This is a genomic window from Arthrobacter sp. ZGTC131, assembly GCF_002929275.1.
GTDB lineage: Bacteria > Actinomycetota > Actinomycetes > Actinomycetales > Micrococcaceae > Arthrobacter.
Genome location: NZ_PJIK01000003.1, coordinates 130,699 through 150,394, shown reverse-complemented (window position 1 = coordinate 150,394; position 19,696 = coordinate 130,699). Strand labels below are relative to the sequence as shown.

Here is a 19,696-nt window from a genome sequence, read left to right as displayed (position 1 = left end):
GCCGCCCCGGCAGTTCAAGTCCGGTGTGGCCGCCAAGAAGGCGTCATCCGCATCTGCGGACCCATGGCATACTCTGTTCCGCAAATCTGGAATAAACTAGCCGGATGACTATGATTCGCGTTGCGGAGGCCGCCCGGTTCCTCGGCGTCAGTGATGACACCGTCCGCCGGTGGACCGAGAGCGGTAGCCTGACTCCGCTCCGGGACCCTGCCGGGCGCCTGGCGGTGGACGGACTTGAGCTCGCCCGGCTGGCCAAAAAGCAGGCAAGCCTTCCGGAGGACCCTGCCAGGTCGGGCAGCTCGGCGCGCAACCGCTTCGTGGGTCTCGTCACCGGCATCACGGCGGACAAAGTCATGGCCCAGGTGGAACTGCAGTGCGGGCCGTTCCGGGTGGTATCCCTCATGAGCAGCGAGGCCGTCCGGGAACTGGGGCTGGAACTGGGTTCCGTGGCCACGGCCGTGGTCAAAGCCACCACGGTCATCATCGAAACTCCCCAGGGGCGGGGCGTCATATGAAATCCGCCCGTAGGAATCCCGCCGCTCTGCCCGCTGCGCTTCTGACCGCCGGATTGCTTGCCACCGTCCTGTCGGCCTGCGCTCCAGGAGCCCCCGGCGGTACCGGACACACATCGAACGGACCAGGGAACGCCGCGGCATCCGGTACCGGAAGCCCGCAGCTTTCCGGAAAGGTCACCGTCTTCGCTGCCGCTTCGTTGAAGTCAGTCTTCACCAGGCTGGCCGGCGAGTTCGAGAGCAGGAACCCCGGCACGGAGGTGGTCCTCAGCTTCGCGGGCTCCTCGGACCTGGTCACTCAGATTAGCCAGGGCGCCCCGGCTGACGTCTTTGCATCCGCGGACAGCAAGAACATGGCAAAGCTGCAGGCGGAATCGCTCGTGGACGCTCCGATCAACTTCGCCACGAACACCCTTGAGATCGCCGTTCCGCCGGGCAATCCGGCGTCGATCACCTCCTTCGCCGATCTCGCCAGGCCGGGTATCAAGGTGGTGGTCTGCGCCAGCCAGGTGCCGTGCGGAGCGGCGGCGGACAAGATCGAGGGAGCAACAGACGCGGCGCTCAAGCCCGTTAGCGAGGAATCGTCGGTCACAGACGTCCTTGGCAAGGTGGCCTCGGGCGAGGCCGACGCCGGGCTGGTCTATGTCACCGACGTGAAGAACGCCGTGGGCAAGGTCGAAGGCATCCCGTTTCCGGAAGCACGCCAGGCACTGAACACCTACCCGATAGCCTCGGTGGGCACGGCCAGGAACAAGGAGCTGGCGGCCGCGTTCATCTCCCTGGTGACGGGCAGCGACGGGCAGAGAATGCTCGCCGACGCCGGCTTCGGGGCTCCGTGAGGAATGGCCGGCGGCGGTACGGTGGCGTCCGCCGAAGGCGCACTGGCTACACCGGGATTCCGTCGTGGATCTATGCCGTGGCGGCCCTCGGCGGCCTCCTGGTCCTCCTGCCGGTGGCGGCCATGGCCGCCAGGGTCAATTGGCCGCAGTTCATCCCGCTCATCACCTCGGAATCGTCGCTCACGGCCTTGGGGCTGAGCCTCAGGACGTCGGCCGCCAGCACTGCCCTGTGCATCATCCTCGGCGTCCCGCTCGCCCTCGTCCTGGCCCGCGCAACCTTCCCCGGCCAGCGGCTGCTCCGGTCCTTCGTGCTGTTGCCCCTCGTCCTGCCGCCGGTGGTGGGCGGCATCGCGCTCCTCTACACCTTCGGGCGGCAGGGGCTGCTGGGCCGGAACCTGGAACTCCTGGGCATCCAGGTGGCCTTCTCCACAGCGGCAGTGGTTCTCGCCCAGACGTTCGTGGCGCTTCCCTTTCTGGTGGTGAGCCTGGAGGGAGCCCTGCGGACGGCCGGCGGGAGATACGAGGCTGTGGCCGCCACCCTCGGCGCCCGGCCCGGCACGGTGCTTCGGCGGGTGACCGTTCCCCTCGTCCTGCCCGGCCTGGCCTCCGGGGCCGTGCTCTCCTTCGCGCGGGGCCTCGGGGAATTCGGCGCCACCCTCACGTTCGCCGGCAGCCTGCAGGGCGTGACGCGGACCCTCCCGCTCGAGATCTACCTCCAGCGCGAGACGGACGCCGATGCCGCCGTCGCCCTTTCCCTGGTCCTGGTGGCCGTCGCAGTTACGGTGGTGGCACTGTCCTACCGCGGTCCGCGCAGAACTGGAACCGCAGCGGGCACGACGGCGGCACGCGCCACCGGCGGGGGCGTCCAGTGACGTTTCGGCTGGACGCCGCCGTGGAGGCCCGCGGCTTCGACGTGTCGCTGACCGTCGGCCCGGCCGAGACGGTCGCCATCATGGGACCCAACGGGGCCGGCAAGTCCACGCTGCTTGCCGTCATCGCCGGGCTGCTCCACCCGGACGCGGGCGGGGCGGAGGTGGACGGCAAGATACTGTTCGACCTTGCCGGCGGACGGCCCTCCTGGACGGCGCCGCATCTGCGCGGAACCGCGCTGCTGGCCCAGGAACCGCTGCTTTTCCCCCACCTCACCGTGCTCGAAAACGTTGCCTTCGGTCCCCGGAGCAAAGGGGTGCCGCGGCGGGAGGCGCGGAAGGCGGCCCGCCGCTGGCTCGGCGCCGTCGACGCGGGTGAGTTGGCCGCCCGCCGGCCTGCGGAGCTTTCCGGCGGCCAGGCTCAACGGGTTGCCGTGGCCAGGGCGCTGGCAGCCGATCCCCAACTCCTGCTGTTGGATGAGCCGATGGCCGCACTGGACATCCACGCGGCTCCGCTGCTGCGACGCCTCCTCAAGCAGGTCCTTGCGGAGCGGCGGGCGATCATTATCACTCATGACGTCCTGGACGCGCTCATGCTGGCAGACCGGGTGATAGTCCTCGAGGACGGCAGGGTCACCGAGGCCGGCCCCACCCGCGATGTCCTGCAGCGGCCCCGCAGCCGGTTCGTGGCGGGGCTGGCCGGACTCAACCTGGTGGCCGGCACCCTCACCGAGCACGGCGTCCGGACGGCTGCCGGGCAGGAATTCGCCGGCCAGCATGACTCCGCCACGGAGGCGGGAGCATTCATTCCCGGCCAGGCAGGCGTGGCCGTGTTCCCGCCGTCGGCCGTGTCCGTATTCCTGACGGAAGCGCACGGGAGCCCGCGGAACTCCTTCCCCGTGGCCGTCACGGACCTGGAGCCGCACGGCGATCAGATTCGTGTCCGCGCAGGGGATCTGTCGGCCGACATTACGCCGGCCGCGTCCGCCGATCTGGGCCTGGCGCCCGGCATGACCGTCTTCTTCGTCATCAAGGCGGGCGCGGTGTCCGTCTACCCGGCGTGAAGCTGTGACAAGTTCGGTCATCAAATATGACAACCGGTGTAACTGCCCGTAGTGTCTTAAGCGAACCGCTCATCCGAAAAGGGCGCGTCGGGAGCGTAAGCGCGATTCCCGGCGCCTGCCTCCCAGTGCGAAGGAGCCACCGCCTTGAAGATCGCCACACGGCTGGCCGCCGCGGCCTTGCTGCTGGCGCCCGCGGGCGCCGCCACCGCCGCCCCTGCTGAGGACGGTACGGTTCACAAAAACATCGCCGGCGGCAGCACCACGTCCGTCTCCGCCGCGCCGTTCGCGGTGCAGGTTTCCTTCGATGCCGCGGGCACCAAAGTGGGCTGCACCGGCAGCCAGATCTCGGCCACCTGGGTCATCACCGCCAAGCACTGCAACTCACCGGGCCTGAGGTCGGTCCGCCTCGGCACCACCTACCTGCAAAGCGGAGGGGCGGTAAGGCAGGTGGCTGCGCGCTACGCCTCGCCCATGGGGGACGTCCTGCTGCTGAAGCTGTCCGCGCCGTACTACGGGTCGTATGTGGGCCTTTCCGGTTCCTTTCCCGCGAACGGAGCGCCCGCCAAGGTCTACGGCTGGGGATACCAGTCCGAGGGCTCCGGCGCCATGTCCTACTTCCTGAAGGCCGCCGACGTCACCGTCGCGGGGCAGGGCTCCGACCCGTCCGGCGGCCCGACCGTCAGCACGCGGTCCCGGACCGGCCATACCCTCAACGGTGATTCTGGCGGCCCGCTGATCGTCAACGGCAAGCTCGCGGGCGTGCTGTCCACGTCCAGCATCCTGCCGGCCCAGAACCCGGCCGACTACGCGGGCTACTCCAACCACCACGCGTCCGTTGCGCGGAACCTCGGCTGGATCACCAGTGTTTCCGGGGTGGCGGGCTCCTAGCGCGAACAGGCTAACCGGCGGGCGGCGCCTTGGGGGAGCCGCCCGCCGGTTTATTTTCCGCTGCTGCGTTACATGCCGGGGATGTCGAGTGCCTCGTAAACCTGGATGCTCGCGCCGGGCATCATCAGGTGGGGGTGGCCGTCGAGCAGTGCCAGGGCGCCGTCCATGTCGTCGGCCTGGAGGATGCCGTACCCGCCAACCTGGGTGTTGGTGTCAGTGGTTCCCGCGGCGGTGACCTCTTTGCCTGCGCCGAGCGGATTTCCCATGTCCACGATGCCGTCGCCGGCCTTTGCCGCCCACTCCATCCAAGCCTTCATGCCCTCCTGGGCGGCCTCCGGGGAGCTCTCCGCCATCTGCGACTGCGCGGACTGCGGTGCGTTGTAAAGAACTACGAACTTCGTCATTGCGGGTGCTCCTCTCGAACGTGCCGTTGGGACCAACGGCCCCGGTCACAGCTCCGATCCTAGGGGGATTCGGGTGCCGGGGATACAGTTCAGGGGCAGTGGTTCGCCGGAAATTCACTTGCTCCCCGAAGGCTGTTTTCGCTGTCGGCAAACTCGGGCAGCGGGGGCCTCCGGGACAAAGTTGAGCGATATAGACTCAACTTAATATCGCACTTCCCGGAAGGAGCTCGCTTTGGACGTCAAATTCACCACCAAGAGCCAGGAGGCTCTTTCGGCTGCAGCCATGAACGCCTCCACCGCCGGAAATCCCCAGGTGGAACCGGCCCACCTGCTCAAGGCGCTGATGGATCAGCGGGAGGGGGTCGCCGTCGCGCTTCTCCGTGCCACCGGTGCGGATCCGGATGCCGTCAGCGTGCAGGCCAGCACGGCCATCAAGGCACTGCCGGCCACCTCGGGAAGCTCCGTGCAGCAGGCGCAGCTGTCCCGCGCCGCGCTCCAGGCCATCCAGAACGCCCAGAACGAGGCAGACAAGCTCGGTGATTCCTTCGTCTCCACGGAGCACCTGCTGCTGGGCCTCTCGGCCGGCAGTGGCGGGGTGGGAAAGCAACTGCGCGACGCCGGCGCGTCCCATGAAGCGCTGCTCGCCGCCCTGCCGGGCGTTCGCGGCGACCGCAAGGTGACCAGCGCGGATCCGGAAAACACCTTCCAGGCGCTGGAGAAGTTCGGAACCGACCTGACGTCCATGGCCCGGTCCGGCAAATTGGATCCCGTCATCGGCCGGGATACCGAAATCCGGCGGATCATCCAGGTGCTGAGCCGCCGGACCAAGAACAACCCGGTCATCATCGGCGAGCCCGGCGTGGGCAAGACGGCCGTCGTCGAAGGCCTGGCGCAGCGGATCGTGGCGGGCGACGTGCCCGAAAGCCTGCGCGGCAAGACCCTCATCGCGCTGGACCTGGCCTCCATGGTGGCTGGCGCAAAGTACCGCGGCGAATTCGAGGAGCGGCTCAAGGCCGTCCTGGAGGAAATCAAGAACTCGGACGGCCAGATTGTCACGTTCATTGACGAGATCCACACCGTGGTGGGGGCAGGCGCCACGGGGGAGAGCTCCATGGACGCCGGCAACATGCTAAAACCCATGCTGGCCCGCGGCGAGCTGCGGCTGATCGGTGCCACCACGCTGGATGAGTACCGCGAGAACATCGAGAAGGACCCAGCCCTCGAGCGCCGCTTCCAGCAGGTCTACGTCGGAGAGCCCAGCGTGGACGACACCATCGGCATCCTTCGAGGGCTCAAGGAGCGCTACGAGGCGCACCACAAGGTAGCCATCGCCGATTCCGCCCTGGTCGCGGCGGCGTCGCTCTCCAACCGCTACATTTCCGGACGGCAGCTGCCGGACAAGGCGATCGACCTTGTGGACGAGGCAGCTTCCCGGCTGCGCATGGAGATCGATTCCGCGCCGGAGGAGATCGACCAGCTGCGCCGGGCCGTTGACCGCCTCACCATGGAGGAGCTGGCCCTGAACGGCGAGACGGACGCCGCGTCGGTGGAACGCCTGGCAGCACTGCGTGCGGACATGGCTGACAAGAAGGAAGCCCTCGCCGGACTCAATGCCCGGTGGGAGGCCGAGAAAGCCGGCCTCAACCATGTGGGCGACCTGAAGGCGCGGCTGGACGAGCTGCGCTCGGCGGCGGACAAGTACCAGCGCGAAGGGGACCTCGAAGCGGCATCGCGGATCCTGTACGGCGAGCTGCCTGCGCTCGAGCGCGAGCTCAATGCCGCAGCGGAGGAGGAATCGGCCCGCGTGGCCAGCGGAGCCGCAAAACCCGAACTCATGGTCGCCGAGGAGGTCACGGCGGATGACATCGCCGAGGTCATCTCGGCCTGGACTGGCATTCCCGCCGGGCGGATGCTGCAGGGCGAAAGCCAGAAGCTGCTGCACATGGAGGAGGAACTCGGCAAGCGGCTGATCGGGCAGTCCAAGGCCGTGACCGCCGTGTCCGATGCCGTGCGCCGTGCCCGCGCCGGCATCAGCGACCCCAACCGGCCCACCGGATCGTTCCTGTTCCTGGGACCGACGGGCGTGGGGAAGACGGAGCTCGCCAAGGCCCTGGCCGATTTCCTCTTCGACGACGAACGCGCCATGGTCCGGATCGACATGTCCGAGTACGGCGAGAAGCATTCCGTCGCGCGGCTGGTGGGAGCGCCTCCGGGCTATGTGGGCTACGAGGAAGGCGGCCAGCTGACCGAGGCCGTCCGCCGTCGGCCGTACTCGGTGGTGCTGCTCGATGAGGTGGAGAAGGCCCACCCGGAGGTCTTCGACATCCTCCTGCAGGTGCTCGACGACGGCCGCCTCACCGACGGCCAGGGCCGCACCGTGGACTTCCGCAACGCCATCCTGGTGCTCACCTCCAACCTGGGCAGCCAGTTCCTGGTGGACCCGACGCTGGATGCGAACGCCAAGCGCAACGCCGTGATGGCCACCGTGAACGCGTCCTTCAAGCCGGAGTTCCTGAACCGGCTGGACGAAGTGGTGCTGTTCGATCCCCTGACCGTGGACGAGCTCGCTCGGATCGTGGAGCTCCAGGTTTCGGAGCTGTCCCGCCGGCTGCACGAACGGCGGCTCTCGCTCGAGGTGACCGACGGCGCGCGCGCCTGGCTGGCCATGTCCGGCTTTGACTCCGCCTACGGCGCCCGGCCGCTGCGCCGCCTGGTGCAGCGCGAAATCGGGGACCGGCTGGCGAAGGCCATCCTGGCCGGTGAAATCGCGGACGGTGACACCGTGCTCGTGGACACCGGCGCCGACGTCGACGAACTCACCATTAAGGGGCTCGAAGCCCTCGTGGGACCCGACGGAGGCGCCCCCGCCGGCAGCGGACTCTCGGTCCGCCGGAAGAACTAGCGGGCGGCTGGCGGACGCAGGCCCGGAACGGCTGCACCGGGATGGCTAGGGGATCAGGCTGGCCTTGATGATGTTGCCGGCCGCCGCGGTGACGTAGCAGTCAACGCGGCGGTCGCCCTGTCCCCAGCTCGTGCTGCTGGGATAGGCGAGCCGGTAGTTCAGGTCATAGGCGCTGGATTTGCCCGTCAGCGCTGCCCGCTGGCACGCCTCCCGCGCCTTGGCCTTCATGGCTTCGCTGCCGGGATAACTGTCCGCAGCATCGTAATGGTGGACAGCCACCAGCTGGGCGGAGTGATCGGTGGTGCATGCCACCACGGTGGATTCGATCGCTTCGGGATCGAAGTCCTTGAAGCAGTCACCCACCCGGAAATCGAGCGGGCTCACTCCGTTAAGAGGCAGGCTGGGCCGCGCGGACGCGGAGGGCGTGGCGGGGGAGACGATTTCCTTAGGCGCCCCGGGCTGGTTCGCGGACTGCAGGGTGGCCGTAGCCAGCAGCGAGGTCAGCAGCCAGATGAGGAGGCCGCCCACAGCCAGCAACGCGGCCACGAACCCCGCCTTGACCAGTGACTGCCTGATGTTCGCCGTGGGGCGCCATGCTGCGATCCGCGATGTGATCCGAGGCGTGATCCGCGGCGGCCCGGCGGGATGCGGTGGAACGGGCGGCGGGGGCGGAACGGCCGCATGGGGCGGTGCTATGGGTTGGGGAGGGACGGCCGCGTGGGGCGGGGCGGTGGGTTGGGGCGGAACGGCAGCCTGGGGCGGGGCGGTCCGCGATTGGGAGGCCCTCTGCGGGTCCTCACCGTGGATCGGATGGTCGTCATTCACTGGGGGCGGCACCCCTTCCGGGCGTTCTCGGCATTGAGCGGTCAGTTTGGACAGGAGGTACTGATCAGGAGACTCTACCGAACAAAAATTTCACGCGTTGCCTTGATTGCCGCGGTTGTGGCCACGACACCGGCCGTGCCGTCGTCCGCCCGGCGAGCAGTTGCCGCCGAAAGCATGTAATCTAGGGGTACGACAAATTGACCAAACATTCCGGGGCCTCACCGATCGCCAAGGTGACCACCTCCGGTCCAAGTACAAAAGGGGGTCACGCCATGGGGCGCGGCCGTCAAAAGGCAAAAGCTACCAAGCAGGCTCGGGACATCAAGTACTACTCCCCGAACACTGACTATTCGGCCCTCCAGCGCGAGCTTACGGGTCCGGGAAGTCGTGCAACGAGCCATTTCGCGAATGATCCGGTTGAACCGGACTATTCAGCCTACGTGGATAAGTACGCGGACGATTTGGACGAAGACGACGACGAGGTAGACACCCGTCGAATCGGTTAGTCGTTCCAGCCTGAAGGTGCCATTCGGCACTTAGCTGGACGCCGCCGTCGTGCATGTGTGCGTTGATTCTTTGCGCACCCGTTTTTCTTTGTTCCCCGGATCCCGGAGGGCTCGCCTTCCGGCCCCGGGGTTCCGCACAACTATTACGCCCGCAGGGCATGCCAGTCGCTGGCATGCCCTGCGGGTTTTTTAGTGCCCGAACGCCACCTGTTATGCAGACCATCAGCGACCAAGTCCGCGCCGGCGGCAGCTTCGCCCCCGCCCAGCAGGTGGCGGAGTCGCCCAGCAGCCTGGAGCGGCTGGTAGCCTTCACCGGACGGCCTGTGCACGTTTAGCCTGATAGGGATGTCTGTCCAACGGAGGGAATGAGCGGCATGGTTCAGCGCAACGGGTACAACCGCGGGGAGGTGTGCTGGACGGACGTTCAGACCCCCGACGTGGCGGCCGCGAAGTCCTTCTATGCCGCAGTATTCGGCTGGCGCTACGAGGATCTCCCCACGCCGGACGGGCGCAGCTACTCAAAGGCCTTCCTGGAAGACGACCTGGTGACGGCCATCGCACCGCAGCCGCAGGCCCAGGGAGCCGCCTCTGCGCCCGCGCAGTGGAATGTATACCTCGCAGCCGACGACGCCCGTGCCATCGCCGAAGAGACACCGCTCGCGGGCGGCACTGTGCAGTTCGGTCCGGAGGAAATCGCCGATACCGGAACCATGGTGTTCGTGGAGCCGCCCGGCGGCGGGGCAACCGGTGTCTGGCAGGCCGGAACCCATCCGGGCTGCGGGCGGTACGGCGAGCCCGGGGCGATTTCCTGGGCCGAGCTGGTGACAGCTGAGCCTGCGGCCGCCGTCGGATTCTTCCAGCGGCTGTTCGGCCATGACGTGACCGAGTATCCGCAGGACGACGGCGGCACGTACACCACGCTGATGGTGGACGGCGCGGAGGTGGCCGGGGTCGCTCCTGCGCCGGGCCTTGACGAAGAGCAGGGGCTTGACGAAGAGGCGGAGCCCGACGAGAAGACACGGCCTGACGAGGAGCTCGGCTGGCAGGTCTATTTCGGCGTATCCAGCGTGTCCGAGGCCGTGCTCGCGGCCGTGGCAGCCGGCGCCGAGGTCCTGGTTGAGCCGGAGTTTGCCGAGGACGGCGGTTCCATTGCCACGCTGAAGGATCCGCAGGGCGGCGTGTTCAGCGTCCTGGAGGTTTAAAAAGCATCGAGTGCTCCCCGCCGGTGTGGGCCGGTGGGGAGCACTCGATGACTTATTTAAGCGTGAGTGACGTGATTAAGCGTAGGTGTTGACCATCTGTACGGCGCCGCCGTCCACGCCCTTGGCGCCCTGGACGTAGTCCGGCCCGGTCTTGAGGACCGAGTCGGAGTCGGCGCTGACGGCACCCATGATCCAGGACGGCAGGCCGCGTTCGTTCAGGCGCGCCACGGCGGCGTCAGCGGCCTCTGCGGAGACGATGGCCACCATGCCCACGCCGAGGTTGAGCGTGCGCTCGAGGTCTGCGAGCGGGACGCGCCCGAGTTCCGAGACCAGCTTGAAGATGGCCGGCAGTTCCCAGGTGGAGCGGTCAACCGTCGCCACGAGGCCCTGCGGCAGGACGCGGGCCAGGTTGGCGGCGAGTCCGCCGCCGGTGACGTGGCTGAAGCCGTGGACGGCCCGGTCTGCGGTTACCGGGAACGCGCGGGCGAGGTCGAGGCAGTCAGCGGCGTAGACGCGGGTAGGTTCCAGCAGTTCCTCGCCCAGCGTGCGGCCGAGTTCGGAGACCTGACGGTCCAGTGCCCAGCCTGCGTGGTTGATGACGCGGCGCACCAGCGAGTAGCCGTTGGAGTGCAGGCCGGAGGAGGCCATGCCGATCACCACATCGCCGGCGCGGACCCGGTCCGGTCCCAGCAGGGCATCGGCTTCAACAACACCGGTCGCGGCGCCGGCAACGTCGTATTCGTGCTCGCCCAGCAGGCCCGGGTGCTCGGCGGTTTCCCCGCCCACCAGGGCGGTGCCGGCCACGGAGCAGGCGGCCGCGATGCCGCGGACGATGTCCGCGATACGCTCGGGAACCACCTTGCCGCAGGCGATGTAGTCGGTCATGTACAGCGGCTCTGCGCCCACCACCACGATGTCGTCCACCACCATGCCCACGAGGTCGTAGCCAATGGTGTCGTGGATGTCCATGGCCTGGGCGATTGCGACCTTGGTGCCCACGCCGTCCGTGGAAGTGGCCAGCAGCGGCCGCTTGTAGGTCAGCAGCTTCGAGACGTCATACAGGCCGGCGAATCCGCCGACGCCGCCAATCACCGAAGCGTTGTGGGTCGCCTTGACGGCGCCCTTCATGAGCTCGACGGCGCGGTCTCCCGCTTCGACGTCGACACCCGCGGACGCGTAGGTGATGCCGGCGTTGTTCTGGGCGGCATTCATGTCAGCAGTGGAGGAGGCGGAAGTCATACGGACTCTTTCTTATCAGCGCCGACGATGGCAGCGTCGTGGTGGACGTCGGTAACGCGGTCGGCGTCGGTGAGCAGGTTCTCGAACTCGGAATCCGGCCCGGGATCGCAGCCCGTGGCGCCCGGCTTCTCAGCCGGGTCCTCGGTGACGGGGATGTTGTCCGGGTTTCCGGCGGAGACGAGTGCAGCTTCCGCGGGGGTGGCGCGGGCTGCAGCGGGGGTAGCGGCACGGCCGGAACCAGCGGCGGGGGAGACCGCAGCCGGCAGGCCGCCGAGGTCCGTGCGCTCCAGCAGGTTCTTGCCGAGCTTGTCCGAGCCGGGGAGCTCGATGGGGTATTTGCCCGTGAAGCAGGCGGTGCAGAGACGTTCGCGGGGCTGCCGGGTGGCGTCGATCATTCCGTCTTCGGAGATGTAGGCCAGCGAATCGGCGCCGATCGCCTGGGTGATTTCCTCGATGGTGGCGCCGTTGGCGATAAGTTCCGCCCTTGAGGCGAAGTCGATGCCGTAGAAGCAGGGCCACTTGACCGGCGGGGAGGAAATCTTGATGTGGACGCTCGCGGCGCCCGCTTCCCGGAGCATCCGCACGATGGCGCGCTGGGTGTTGCCGCGGACGATCGAGTCATCCACCACCACAACACGCTTGCCGCGGATTACGGATTCCAGGGCGTTGAGCTTGAGCCGGATTCCCAGCTGGCGCAGGGTCTGCGAGGGCTGGATGAACGTGCGGCCCACGTAGGAGTTCTTGACGAAGCCGTGCGCGAACGGGATGCCCGATTCCTCGGCGTAGCCCACGGCAGCGGGGGTGCCGGATTCGGGCACCGGAATGACGATGTCCGCTTCCTGGGTATTTTCGCGGGCCAGCTGGCGGCCCATCTCCACACGGGATTCGTACACGGAGCGGCCGGCGATCGCGGCGTCGGGACGCGCGAGGTAGACGTACTCGAAAACGCAACCCGCCGGCGTCGGCTCAGCGAAGCGCTGGGACCTCACGCCCTCCTCGTCGATCGCGATGAATTCGCCGGGTTCGATCTCCCGGATGAAGCTGGCGCCCACGGTGGCCAGGGCAGACTGCTCGGAGGCCACCACCCAGCCGCGCTCCAGCCGGCCGAGGACCAGCGGGCGGATGCCGAAGGTGTCGCGGGCGGCGTACAGGGTGCCTTCGTCCATGAACACGAAGCAGAAGCCGCCGCGGATCTTGGGAAGCAGCTCGATGGCGGTCTGTTCGAGGGTCTTGCCCTCTTCGCCTTCGAGAAGCGCCGTCACGAGGGCGGTGTCAGAGGTGTTGCCCTGCTTCATCTCGCCGCTGAGCTGGCCGCCGTTGCGCTCGTTGATCATGGCGTTGAGTTCGGCGGTGTTGGTCAGGTTGCCGTTGTGCGCCAGGGCCACGGTTCCGGTCGCGGTGGCACCGAGCGTGGGCTGGGCGTTGGCCCAGTGGCTGGCTCCGGTGGTGGAATAGCGGCAGTGGCCCACGGCCAGATGCCCGGTCAGCGTGTTAAGCGTGGTCTCGTCGAAGACCTGCGACACGAGGCCCATGTCCTTGTAGACGTTGATCCGCTTGCCGTCGCTGGTGGCAATACCAGCCGACTCCTGACCGCGGTGCTGCAGTGCATACAGCCCGTAATAGGTGAGTTTTGCTACTTCTTCACCTGGTGCCCAGACCCCGAAGACGCCGCAAGCGTCCTGAGGGCCTTTTTCGCCAGGGAGAAGATCATGAGAAAGTTTTCCATCGCCGCGTGCCACTGGTCGATTATCTCACGTCATCGGGTAGGGAACTTCCGGCGGCCGGTTTATGACCCGAGGCCGGGTTCGCCGCCGTCGTCCCGCGTGCGCTCCCGCGAAGTGTCCGGTTCCGCGTCAGGCAGGGCCTGTTCCGTCTCGGGAGCGGCCTCGACCACGGCGTGCTGCGCCCGCTTGACGCTCAGCCGGTCCAGGACCAGCGCGGCAATTGCGCCGAGGATCACACCGCCTGCGCCGCACAGCACCATGAAGAAGCCGAAGACCGCGCCGCGGTCATAGCTCGCGTCGCCGGGAAGCGCGTAGGCAATGACCGCCGCCGCGGCAATGCCCACAATCCCGCCCAGGATCAGGAACGGAACATACTTGGGTGCGCGCCGCACGGTGATTTCGCGCCGTTCAGGCGTGGGGTGATCGTCAGAAGCCATGCCATCTAGCCTACTGTCATCCGGCGGTGCGGCCGGTGCCGCCAGCGGCCGGGCGCTCAGGCAGGCGGCCGCGTTCAGGCCGGCCCGGCGTCCACGAGCCGCTGCCGCTGCTCGCCGAGGAGATCGCCGCCGGACATCCGCATGACGTCGCCTGCCTTGAGGTAGGGGAAGCGTCCGGACAGCGCCACGCCTTCCGGCGTGCCGGTGGTGATGAGGTCGCCGGGTTCGAGCACCATGTACTGCGAGAGGCGGCGGACCAGTTCGGCCGGACCGAACACCATGTCCGCCGTCGAACTGTCCTGCCGGGTTTCGTCGTTGACCCAGGACGCCAGCCGGATATCGCCCGCATCGACGTCCGCGGCGGGCACGAGCCACGGGCCCACCGGGTTGAACGTGGGGCAGGACTTCCCCAGCGACCACTGCGGCCCGGAGTGTTCCAGCTGGTACTCGCGCTCGGAGACGTCGTTGGACAGCACGAAACCGGCAATGCAGGCCGCGGCATCGGCGTCGGACTCCAGATAGCTGGCCCGTCGGCCGATCACCACGCCAAGTTCCACCTCCCAGTCCACCCGCTCCGCTCCGGGCGGGATCACGACGTCGTCGTCCGGTCCAACCACGGTGTTGGGGTGCTTGAAGAAGATGATGGGCCGCTCCGGCACCGGGAGGCCGGATTCCGCGGCGTGCGCGGCGTAGTTCAGGCCGACGCCGATCACGGCACCCGGCCGCGCTATTGGGGCGCCGATGCGCCTGCCGTCGAGGGTCAGCCGGGGAAGGCCCGACAGGTCCAGATCACCGAGCTGGCCGGCCCACGCCTCCAGGAAGTCGCCGTCGATGTCCCGGGTGATCGGCCGGAGGTCATGGGCCCGGCCTTCGTCGTCCAGGACCACGGGAATCTCGGCGCCTGCCGGGCCAATACGCATCAGCCTCATGGTTGCTCCTTTCAGCTTCCGCGGTAGGTGGAGTAGGCGAAGGGGCTCAGGAGCAGCGGCACATGGTAGTGCTCGGCGCCGGTCACTTCGAAGACCAGGTCCACCTCCGGGAAGAACGTGGCCGTGCCCTGCTGCGCGTAGTAGGCGCCGGTGGCGAAGTTCAGCCGGTATTTGCCGGCCGCCAGCTGCTCGGGGCCGAGGTCCTTCGCGCGGCCGTCGGCATCGGTGGTGCCGCTCGCCAGCGGTGTCCAGCTGCCGCCGTCGTTCGCGTAAAGAACGACGGCGACCCCCGCCGCCGGGAGGCCGGCGCCGGTGTCCAGGACGTGGGTGGTGACGTGGGAAACGCTCATTCGCTGATCACTCCTTCAAGGCGCAGCAGGGCGATTTCACGCAGCTGCTGGGCAACAATGGCGTCTTCCTGCGCCGGGGTGTTGGCCAGGCGCTCGTTCAGCGCGGCCAGGATTTCGGGGGCGGTGCGGCCTGCGGCGCGGATCAGGAAAACCCGGCCGAACTTTTCCTCATAGGCGCGGTTTCCGCGGGCCAGCGCCTCGGCAGCCGCGGCGTCTGCCGGATCGACGCCCGACTGTTCCGCCCGCGACATTGACGCTTCGGCGGTCTGGGCGGCGGGGCGTTCCCCGATGCGCGGGTGGTGCGCCAGTGCCGCTTCGATCTCGTCGGCCGTGAACGGTGCCGCGGCCTCGCGGGCTCCGTCCAGGAGTTCCCCCACGGAGGCGAACGGCCGTGCGTCGGCGATCTGGTCCACCCAGCGCTGGATGTCTACGCACGGCCGGAGCACCGCGCTGGCAGCGGCGCGGTCGGCGTCGTTGAATTCGGCAAGCTTCACTTGATGATTCCTCAGGCAGGTGCTGGCATCCACGGTGACGGCTATGCGGACAGCCGGGCCTTCTCCCGGCGAAACCGGCTTGCCATCGGCACCCAGTTTCCGCATCATGGAACTGTTATTTCAGCATACGTAATAGTGAAGCGGACGGACGGCGTCGGTGTCAAGAGACTACAGCAGTGCTGAGCCGCTCCAGATAGGATCGGCGGCGGGAGACTTGACGCTGGGTGAGCCAATAAGGGGCCGCCCGATCACCGGGCAGACCCCTCTTCCAGTGTCCGGCACGTCGACGGCTCCGCGACGGCAATCCAGCGCAGGTTCAGCGAAGGATTGCCGCAGCGCGGGCGGGTCAGGCGGCTGTCACTTCGGATCCGCCCTTTTGCTGCAGGCCCAGACCGTATGACCGCCGAGGCGTCGGAAGGCGAAGGGGTTGCAGAGGGGGTGGGGCGATGCCGTGCGGTTGTCATCAGGCGTGGCGGACGTTGTCGACGTCGGACTCGGGCTGGTAGCTGTAGTGCCGGCGAGGTAGCCGAATCCTGGGGAGCAGGAACTGGTTGGCATTGCCGGTGGTGCCGGCAGGGGAGGTTCAAGGCGGCGCCCCGTGCGTGATGCCTCCGTGCAATTAAGGAGTTTCGCCGCCCAGCCGGGAGGTTACCCGGCGTGCCGCCGCCTTGCAGGATTCACCGAGGCTCTGCAACGTGTCCGGCGAAACACGGAACCGGGGAGCGGGGATGAGGACGGCCGCCGCAATGTCGCCGCGGTGGTCACGGACGGGTGCGGCGACGCCCACTTCATCGAGCGAGGACTCGCCGTAATTGATGGCCCAACCGCGCTCGCGGACGTCGCCCAGCCGGTCCAGGTATGCCTCGAGGCTGGTCTCATCCAGGCCGGGATAGGTGATGGCGCCGCTGCGCAGCAGGACGCGGACGCGCTCAGCGGGCTCGGCTGCGAGGAAGACCTGCACGGAGGCGCTCAGGGCGTCGTGATAGCGGGCGCCCAGCGGAGTGGTGTGTTTGATCTGGTGGTGGCTGGGAATCTGTTCCACGCACATGGACTCTGAGCCGTTCCACACCATGAGGGCGCTGGTTTCGCCCGTCAGTTCGGCCAGTTCACGCAGCACCGGATACGCGACGCGCCGTTCCTCCAGTTCCGCGAGCAGGGGCCCGGCCACCGCGATCAGGCCCAGGCCGAGGCGGAAGCGGCGGGTTTCCGTGTCCCGTTCCACCAGCCGCTCCTGCTCGAACGTGGCCAGGATCCGGGAGACGGTGCTCTTATGCAGGCCCACCCGGTTGGCGATCTCCGTGACTCCGAGCAGCGGCTCGTCCGCTGTGAAGCACCGCAGGACGGCGATGGCGTTGACTATGACGGACGTGCCTTTGGTGTCGCCGTTGCCGCTGGTGTCGGGAGCTTCTGCTGAGGTCATGGTGTTCACCATCATTCCGCATGAGGGCCGGAAAGCGGCGCCACGGCTGACGTGGCGCCGCTCTTCCGCGGAGGCAAAGATGGCGCTGTTAGGCGCCCACGATGTTGTACTCCGGCCCGAACGGGAATTTGGTGATGTTCTCGGCGCCGTCTTCGCCGACCACCAGGATGTCGTGCTCGCGGTAGCCGCCGGCACCCGGCTGGCCGTCCAGGACCGTGATCATGGGTTCCATCGAGACCACCATGCCCGGCTCCAGCACGGTGTCGATGTCCTCGCGGAGCTCCAGCCCGGCCTCCCGGCCGTAGTAGTGGCTGAGGACGCCGAAGGAATGCCCGTAGCCGAAGGTCCGGTTGGCCAGCAGTCCGTGGCCCACGTAGATCTCATTCAGCTCGGCGGCGATGTCCTTGCAGACGGCGCCGGGCTTGATGAGTTCGAGGCCGCGCTTGTGCACCTCCACATTGATGTTCCACAGCTCCAGGGAACGGGCATCGGGCTCGCCGTAAAACAGGGTGCGTTCCAGCGCCGTGTAGTAGCCGGAGGTCATCGGGAAACAGTTCAGCGACAGGATGTCGTGTTCCTGGATCTTCCGCGTGGTCGCCCAGTTGTGTGCACCGTCGGTGTTGATGCCGGACTGGAACCAGACCCAGGTGTCCCGGATCTCGGAGTCCGGGAACGTGCGGGCAATCTCGTGGACCATGGCCTCGGTGCCGATCAGGGCCACCTCGTACTCGGTGATCCCGGCTGTGATGGCGTTGCGGATGGCCTCGCCGCCAAGGTCGCCGATGCGCGCCCCGTGCTTGATCACCTCGATCTCCTCGGCGGACTTGATCATCCGCTGGCGCATGGCGGCCTGGGCCACATCCACCAGCGTTGCGGACGCGAACGCGGCCTGGATCTTGTTGCGGTTGTCCAGCGGTAGGGAATCGTCCTCGACGCCAAGCCGGCGGACATTGATGCCGCGGGTGCGCAGCACTTCCTGGATGGCGTGGATGTAGTTGTCCCGGCGCCAGTCCGTGTACACCAGGTTGTCGCCGAAGCTGCGGCGCCACGGCATGCCGGCGTCGATGTTGGCCGTCACGGTGACGGTGTCGTCCTTGGTGACCACCATGGCGTAGGAGCGGCCGAAGTAGGTGAACAGGAAGTCGGAGTAGTACTTGATGGAGTGGTAGCTGGTGAGGACGACGGCGTCGAGTTCCTTCTCGGCCATGATGAGGCGCAGTCCGGCGAGCCGGCGTTCGAACTCCGTGTCTGAGAACGTCAGCCGGACCTTGTCGCCGTTGTTGAGGACCTTCAGGCGGTCCAGTTTGGCGACATCGTTGACGGCCTCGGTTTCGATGGTGGTCATGGGTTTGTACCTTTCTTTAGTGCTGAGTTGAGCGAGGAAAGTGTGTGGTGCCAGGCCGGCGGTGCGGCCAAAGGGGGCGGGGCCTGGACGCGTGGGTCATTCCTGCCTGAGCGGCTTCCTTGAGGTCTCGCTGGCGAACAGGACAGCGACCAGGGAGACGATGGATGCCGCCACCAGATACCAGCCCGGGGCCACCTTGCTTTGGGTGAGGCCGATGAGCAGCGTGGCCATGAACGGGGCCGTGCCGCCGAAGAGCGCATTCGAGAGGTTGAAGCTGACGGCGAACCCGGTGTACCGGACCCGGGTGGGAAAGAGCTCCGCAAGGAAACTCGGGAGCGTGCCGTCGTTGAGCGTCAGCATGGCGCCAAGCAGGATCTGGACCAGGACGATGACCAGGAAATTGCCGGTGTCCAGCAGCATGAAGGCCGGGACAGTTAGCACGATGAAGAGCAGCGAGGCGGTGATCAGCATGCGCTTGCGGCCGAACCTGTCCGAAGCGATGCCGGTCAGGAAGATGAAGCCGATGTAGCTGGCCAGCGCGATGGTGGTGGCGAGAAAGGACTCCGCTGCGCCGAAGCCAAGTTCCTCCGAGAGGTAGGTGGGCATGTAGCTGAGGATCACGTAGAACCCCACAGCGTTGAGGAGGACGGCGCCGGTCGCAATGATCAGCTGCTTGCGGTACGTCCGGAACATGGCCAGGACCGGGGTCTTGACGGTGTGGTCCTCTGCTGCAAGGGCCTGGAATGCGGGGGTGTCTTCGAGCTTGGTGCGGATGTAGCGGCCGATGAGGCCCATGGGCGCCGCGAGCAGGAAGGGCAGCCGCCAGCCCCACTCATGCAGCTCCTCCGGGGTAAGGACAGTGCTGAGAAGCGCCGCGATCAGGGAACCAAGCAGCAGGCCCGCCGCGGTGCTGGCCGGAACGACGGCGGCATAGAGGCCGCGCTTATTGGCAGGTGCGTACTCCACCAGGAAGGCGGAAGCTCCGGCGTATTCACCGGCCGCGGAGAAGCCCTGGACGATCCTGATGAGGAGCAGAAGGACCGGCGCCATCATGCCGATGCTGGCATAACCCGGGATCAGCGCAATGCAGAACGTTGACACGGACATGATGACGATGGAGAGCGACAGTGCTTTCCGCCGGCCCAGTCGGTCTCCGATGTGGCCCCAGACGAATCCGCCAAGGGGGCGGACGAAGAACGAGACCGCGAAGACTCCGAAAGTCGCCAGCAGGGCCGCCTGGCGGTCGGCCTCGGGGAAGAACACCGAGGAGATGGTCGCGGCCAGATAGCCGTAGACGGCGTAATCGAACCACTCGACGAAGTTGCCGATGAAACTGGCAGTGACCACTTTGCGGCGGGTTTCCCTGCTGACGTCGCCATTGACGCCGCTGCCGGGGCTGGGTCCCGCAAGTGTGGCGGGGGAGGGAGCTTCATTACTCATGTATCCACCAAAGTGTTGGGGTTGCATTCAGTGCAACGCTGTTGCATCAGATTAGAGCGTGACGTGTGACACGGTCAATGCCTTTCGGCAAACTATTGCTTGGATGTGCCTTAGAGAGCTGCAGCCGGGGGCCTGGCGTCGCGCAGGAAGTGCACATGTGAGTTGCACCCAGAGGAACGTGGTTGCAGGCAGGAGAGGTGTGCGGGTGCGGTCCCGCTCCCTCGCAGCGGCTCGTTCGCCCGGTCTGTTGACACCCTTTGTGGCGGGTGCCATATTCTCGAGTACGCACTATGTGCACCGTGTTGTG

Annotated in this window: 20 protein-coding genes; 9 read left to right on the top strand and 11 right to left on the bottom strand. The window is 67.2% G+C overall.

The window, feature by feature from the left end; genetic code table 11:
* Positions 1-104: 104 nt before the first annotated feature.
* The 5 genes from CXQ90_RS05755 to CXQ90_RS05735 all read left to right on the top strand — a co-directional run bounded on the left by CXQ90_RS05755 (position 105) and on the right by CXQ90_RS05735 (position 4,172).
* Positions 105-515 (top strand): molybdopterin-binding protein, encoded by a 411-nt coding sequence (locus CXQ90_RS05755; RefSeq protein WP_104137646.1) that lies wholly within the window; start codon positions 105-107, stop codon positions 513-515.
* A complete protein-coding gene (gene modA, locus CXQ90_RS05750; RefSeq protein WP_104137645.1) occupies positions 512-1,351 on the top strand; it encodes a molybdate ABC transporter substrate-binding protein in 840 nt (279 codons plus the stop codon). Before CXQ90_RS05755 ends, modA begins: the two co-directional genes overlap by 4 nt.
* 77 nt (positions 1,352-1,428) lie before the next feature.
* Positions 1,429-2,223, top strand: coding sequence for an ABC transporter permease (locus CXQ90_RS05745; RefSeq protein ID WP_258064374.1), 795 nt, complete (start codon positions 1,429-1,431; stop codon positions 2,221-2,223).
* Positions 2,220-3,284, top strand: a complete 1,065-nt coding sequence (locus CXQ90_RS05740; RefSeq protein ID WP_104137642.1) for a sulfate/molybdate ABC transporter ATP-binding protein — start codon at positions 2,220-2,222, stop codon at positions 3,282-3,284. The genes CXQ90_RS05745 and CXQ90_RS05740 overlap by 4 nt, the downstream gene beginning before the upstream one ends.
* Before the next feature lie 144 nt (positions 3,285-3,428).
* Positions 3,429-4,172: a trypsin-like serine protease gene (locus CXQ90_RS05735; protein ID WP_104137640.1), complete on the top strand. Its 744-nt coding sequence runs from the start codon at positions 3,429-3,431 to the stop codon at positions 4,170-4,172.
* Between the two features lie 68 nt (positions 4,173-4,240).
* On the opposite strand, the gene CXQ90_RS05730 is transcribed toward CXQ90_RS05735, so the two are convergent.
* Positions 4,241-4,576 carry a YciI family protein gene (locus tag CXQ90_RS05730; protein WP_104137639.1) on the bottom strand — a complete coding sequence of 112 codons (336 nt, stop codon included), beginning with the start codon at positions 4,574-4,576 and terminating at the stop codon, positions 4,241-4,243.
* A gap of 232 nt (positions 4,577-4,808) precedes the next feature.
* On the opposite strand from CXQ90_RS05730, the gene clpB reads away from it, so the two are divergent.
* Complete coding sequence (gene clpB, locus CXQ90_RS05725) at positions 4,809-7,478, top strand: ATP-dependent chaperone ClpB (RefSeq protein WP_104137638.1); 2,670 nt, start codon at positions 4,809-4,811, stop codon at positions 7,476-7,478.
* A gap of 45 nt (positions 7,479-7,523) precedes the next feature.
* On the opposite strand, the gene CXQ90_RS22275 is transcribed toward clpB, so the two are convergent.
* Positions 7,524-8,024 carry a septum formation family protein gene (locus tag CXQ90_RS22275; protein WP_181038438.1) on the bottom strand — a complete coding sequence of 167 codons (501 nt, stop codon included), beginning with the start codon at positions 8,022-8,024 and terminating at the stop codon, positions 7,524-7,526.
* A gap of 551 nt (positions 8,025-8,575) precedes the next feature.
* Here CXQ90_RS22275 and CXQ90_RS05715 point away from each other — a divergent pair.
* From CXQ90_RS05715 to CXQ90_RS05705, 3 genes are all read left to right on the top strand, one after another.
* The gene (locus CXQ90_RS05715; RefSeq protein WP_104137636.1) at positions 8,576-8,809 is read left to right on the top strand and encodes a DUF3073 domain-containing protein; all 234 of its coding nucleotides are present in this window, start codon (positions 8,576-8,578) and stop codon (positions 8,807-8,809) included.
* A gap of 212 nt (positions 8,810-9,021) precedes the next feature.
* Positions 9,022-9,144 (top strand): hypothetical protein, encoded by a 123-nt coding sequence (locus CXQ90_RS22825; RefSeq protein WP_258064373.1) that lies wholly within the window; start codon positions 9,022-9,024, stop codon positions 9,142-9,144.
* Positions 9,145-9,183: 39 nt separating this feature from the next.
* Positions 9,184-10,011, top strand: a complete 828-nt coding sequence (locus CXQ90_RS05705) for a VOC family protein (RefSeq protein ID WP_104137951.1) — start codon at positions 9,184-9,186, stop codon at positions 10,009-10,011.
* Positions 10,012-10,086: 75 nt separating this feature from the next.
* On the opposite strand, the gene purM is transcribed toward CXQ90_RS05705, so the two are convergent.
* The 9 genes from purM to CXQ90_RS05660 all read right to left on the bottom strand — a co-directional run bounded on the left by purM (position 10,087) and on the right by CXQ90_RS05660 (position 19,389).
* On the bottom strand, positions 10,087-11,250 hold the full coding sequence (purM, locus tag CXQ90_RS05700) for a phosphoribosylformylglycinamidine cyclo-ligase (protein WP_104137635.1): 1,164 nt from the start codon (positions 11,248-11,250) through the stop codon (positions 10,087-10,089).
* Positions 11,247-12,989, bottom strand: coding sequence for an amidophosphoribosyltransferase (gene purF / locus CXQ90_RS05695; RefSeq protein ID WP_104137633.1), 1,743 nt, complete (start codon positions 12,987-12,989; stop codon positions 11,247-11,249). The genes purM and purF overlap by 4 nt, the downstream gene beginning before the upstream one ends.
* A 47-nt stretch (positions 12,990-13,036) precedes the next feature.
* Positions 13,037-13,411 carry a hypothetical protein gene (locus CXQ90_RS05690; protein ID WP_104137632.1) on the bottom strand — a complete coding sequence of 125 codons (375 nt, stop codon included), beginning with the start codon at positions 13,409-13,411 and terminating at the stop codon, positions 13,037-13,039.
* 74 nt (positions 13,412-13,485) lie between these two features.
* Complete coding sequence (locus tag CXQ90_RS05685; RefSeq protein WP_104137630.1) at positions 13,486-14,340, bottom strand: fumarylacetoacetate hydrolase family protein; 855 nt, start codon at positions 14,338-14,340, stop codon at positions 13,486-13,488.
* An 11-nt stretch (positions 14,341-14,351) separates the two neighbouring features.
* A complete protein-coding gene (gene uraH / locus CXQ90_RS05680; protein ID WP_104137629.1) occupies positions 14,352-14,690 on the bottom strand; it encodes a hydroxyisourate hydrolase in 339 nt (112 codons plus the stop codon).
* On the bottom strand, positions 14,687-15,184 hold the full coding sequence (uraD, locus tag CXQ90_RS05675) for a 2-oxo-4-hydroxy-4-carboxy-5-ureidoimidazoline decarboxylase (RefSeq protein ID WP_104137949.1): 498 nt from the start codon (positions 15,182-15,184) through the stop codon (positions 14,687-14,689). Before uraD ends, uraH begins: the two co-directional genes overlap by 4 nt.
* Positions 15,185-15,803: 619 nt before the next feature.
* Entirely contained in the window at positions 15,804-16,604 is an 801-nt protein-coding gene (locus tag CXQ90_RS05670; protein ID WP_258064372.1) for an IclR family transcriptional regulator, read from the bottom strand.
* A gap of 88 nt (positions 16,605-16,692) precedes the next feature.
* Entirely contained in the window at positions 16,693-17,949 is a 1,257-nt protein-coding gene (locus tag CXQ90_RS05665; protein WP_104137626.1) for an aminopeptidase P family protein, read from the bottom strand.
* A 96-nt stretch (positions 17,950-18,045) separates the two neighbouring features.
* A complete protein-coding gene (locus CXQ90_RS05660) occupies positions 18,046-19,389 on the bottom strand; it encodes an MFS transporter (protein WP_104137624.1) in 1,344 nt (447 codons plus the stop codon).
* Positions 19,390-19,696 lie beyond the last annotated feature (307 nt).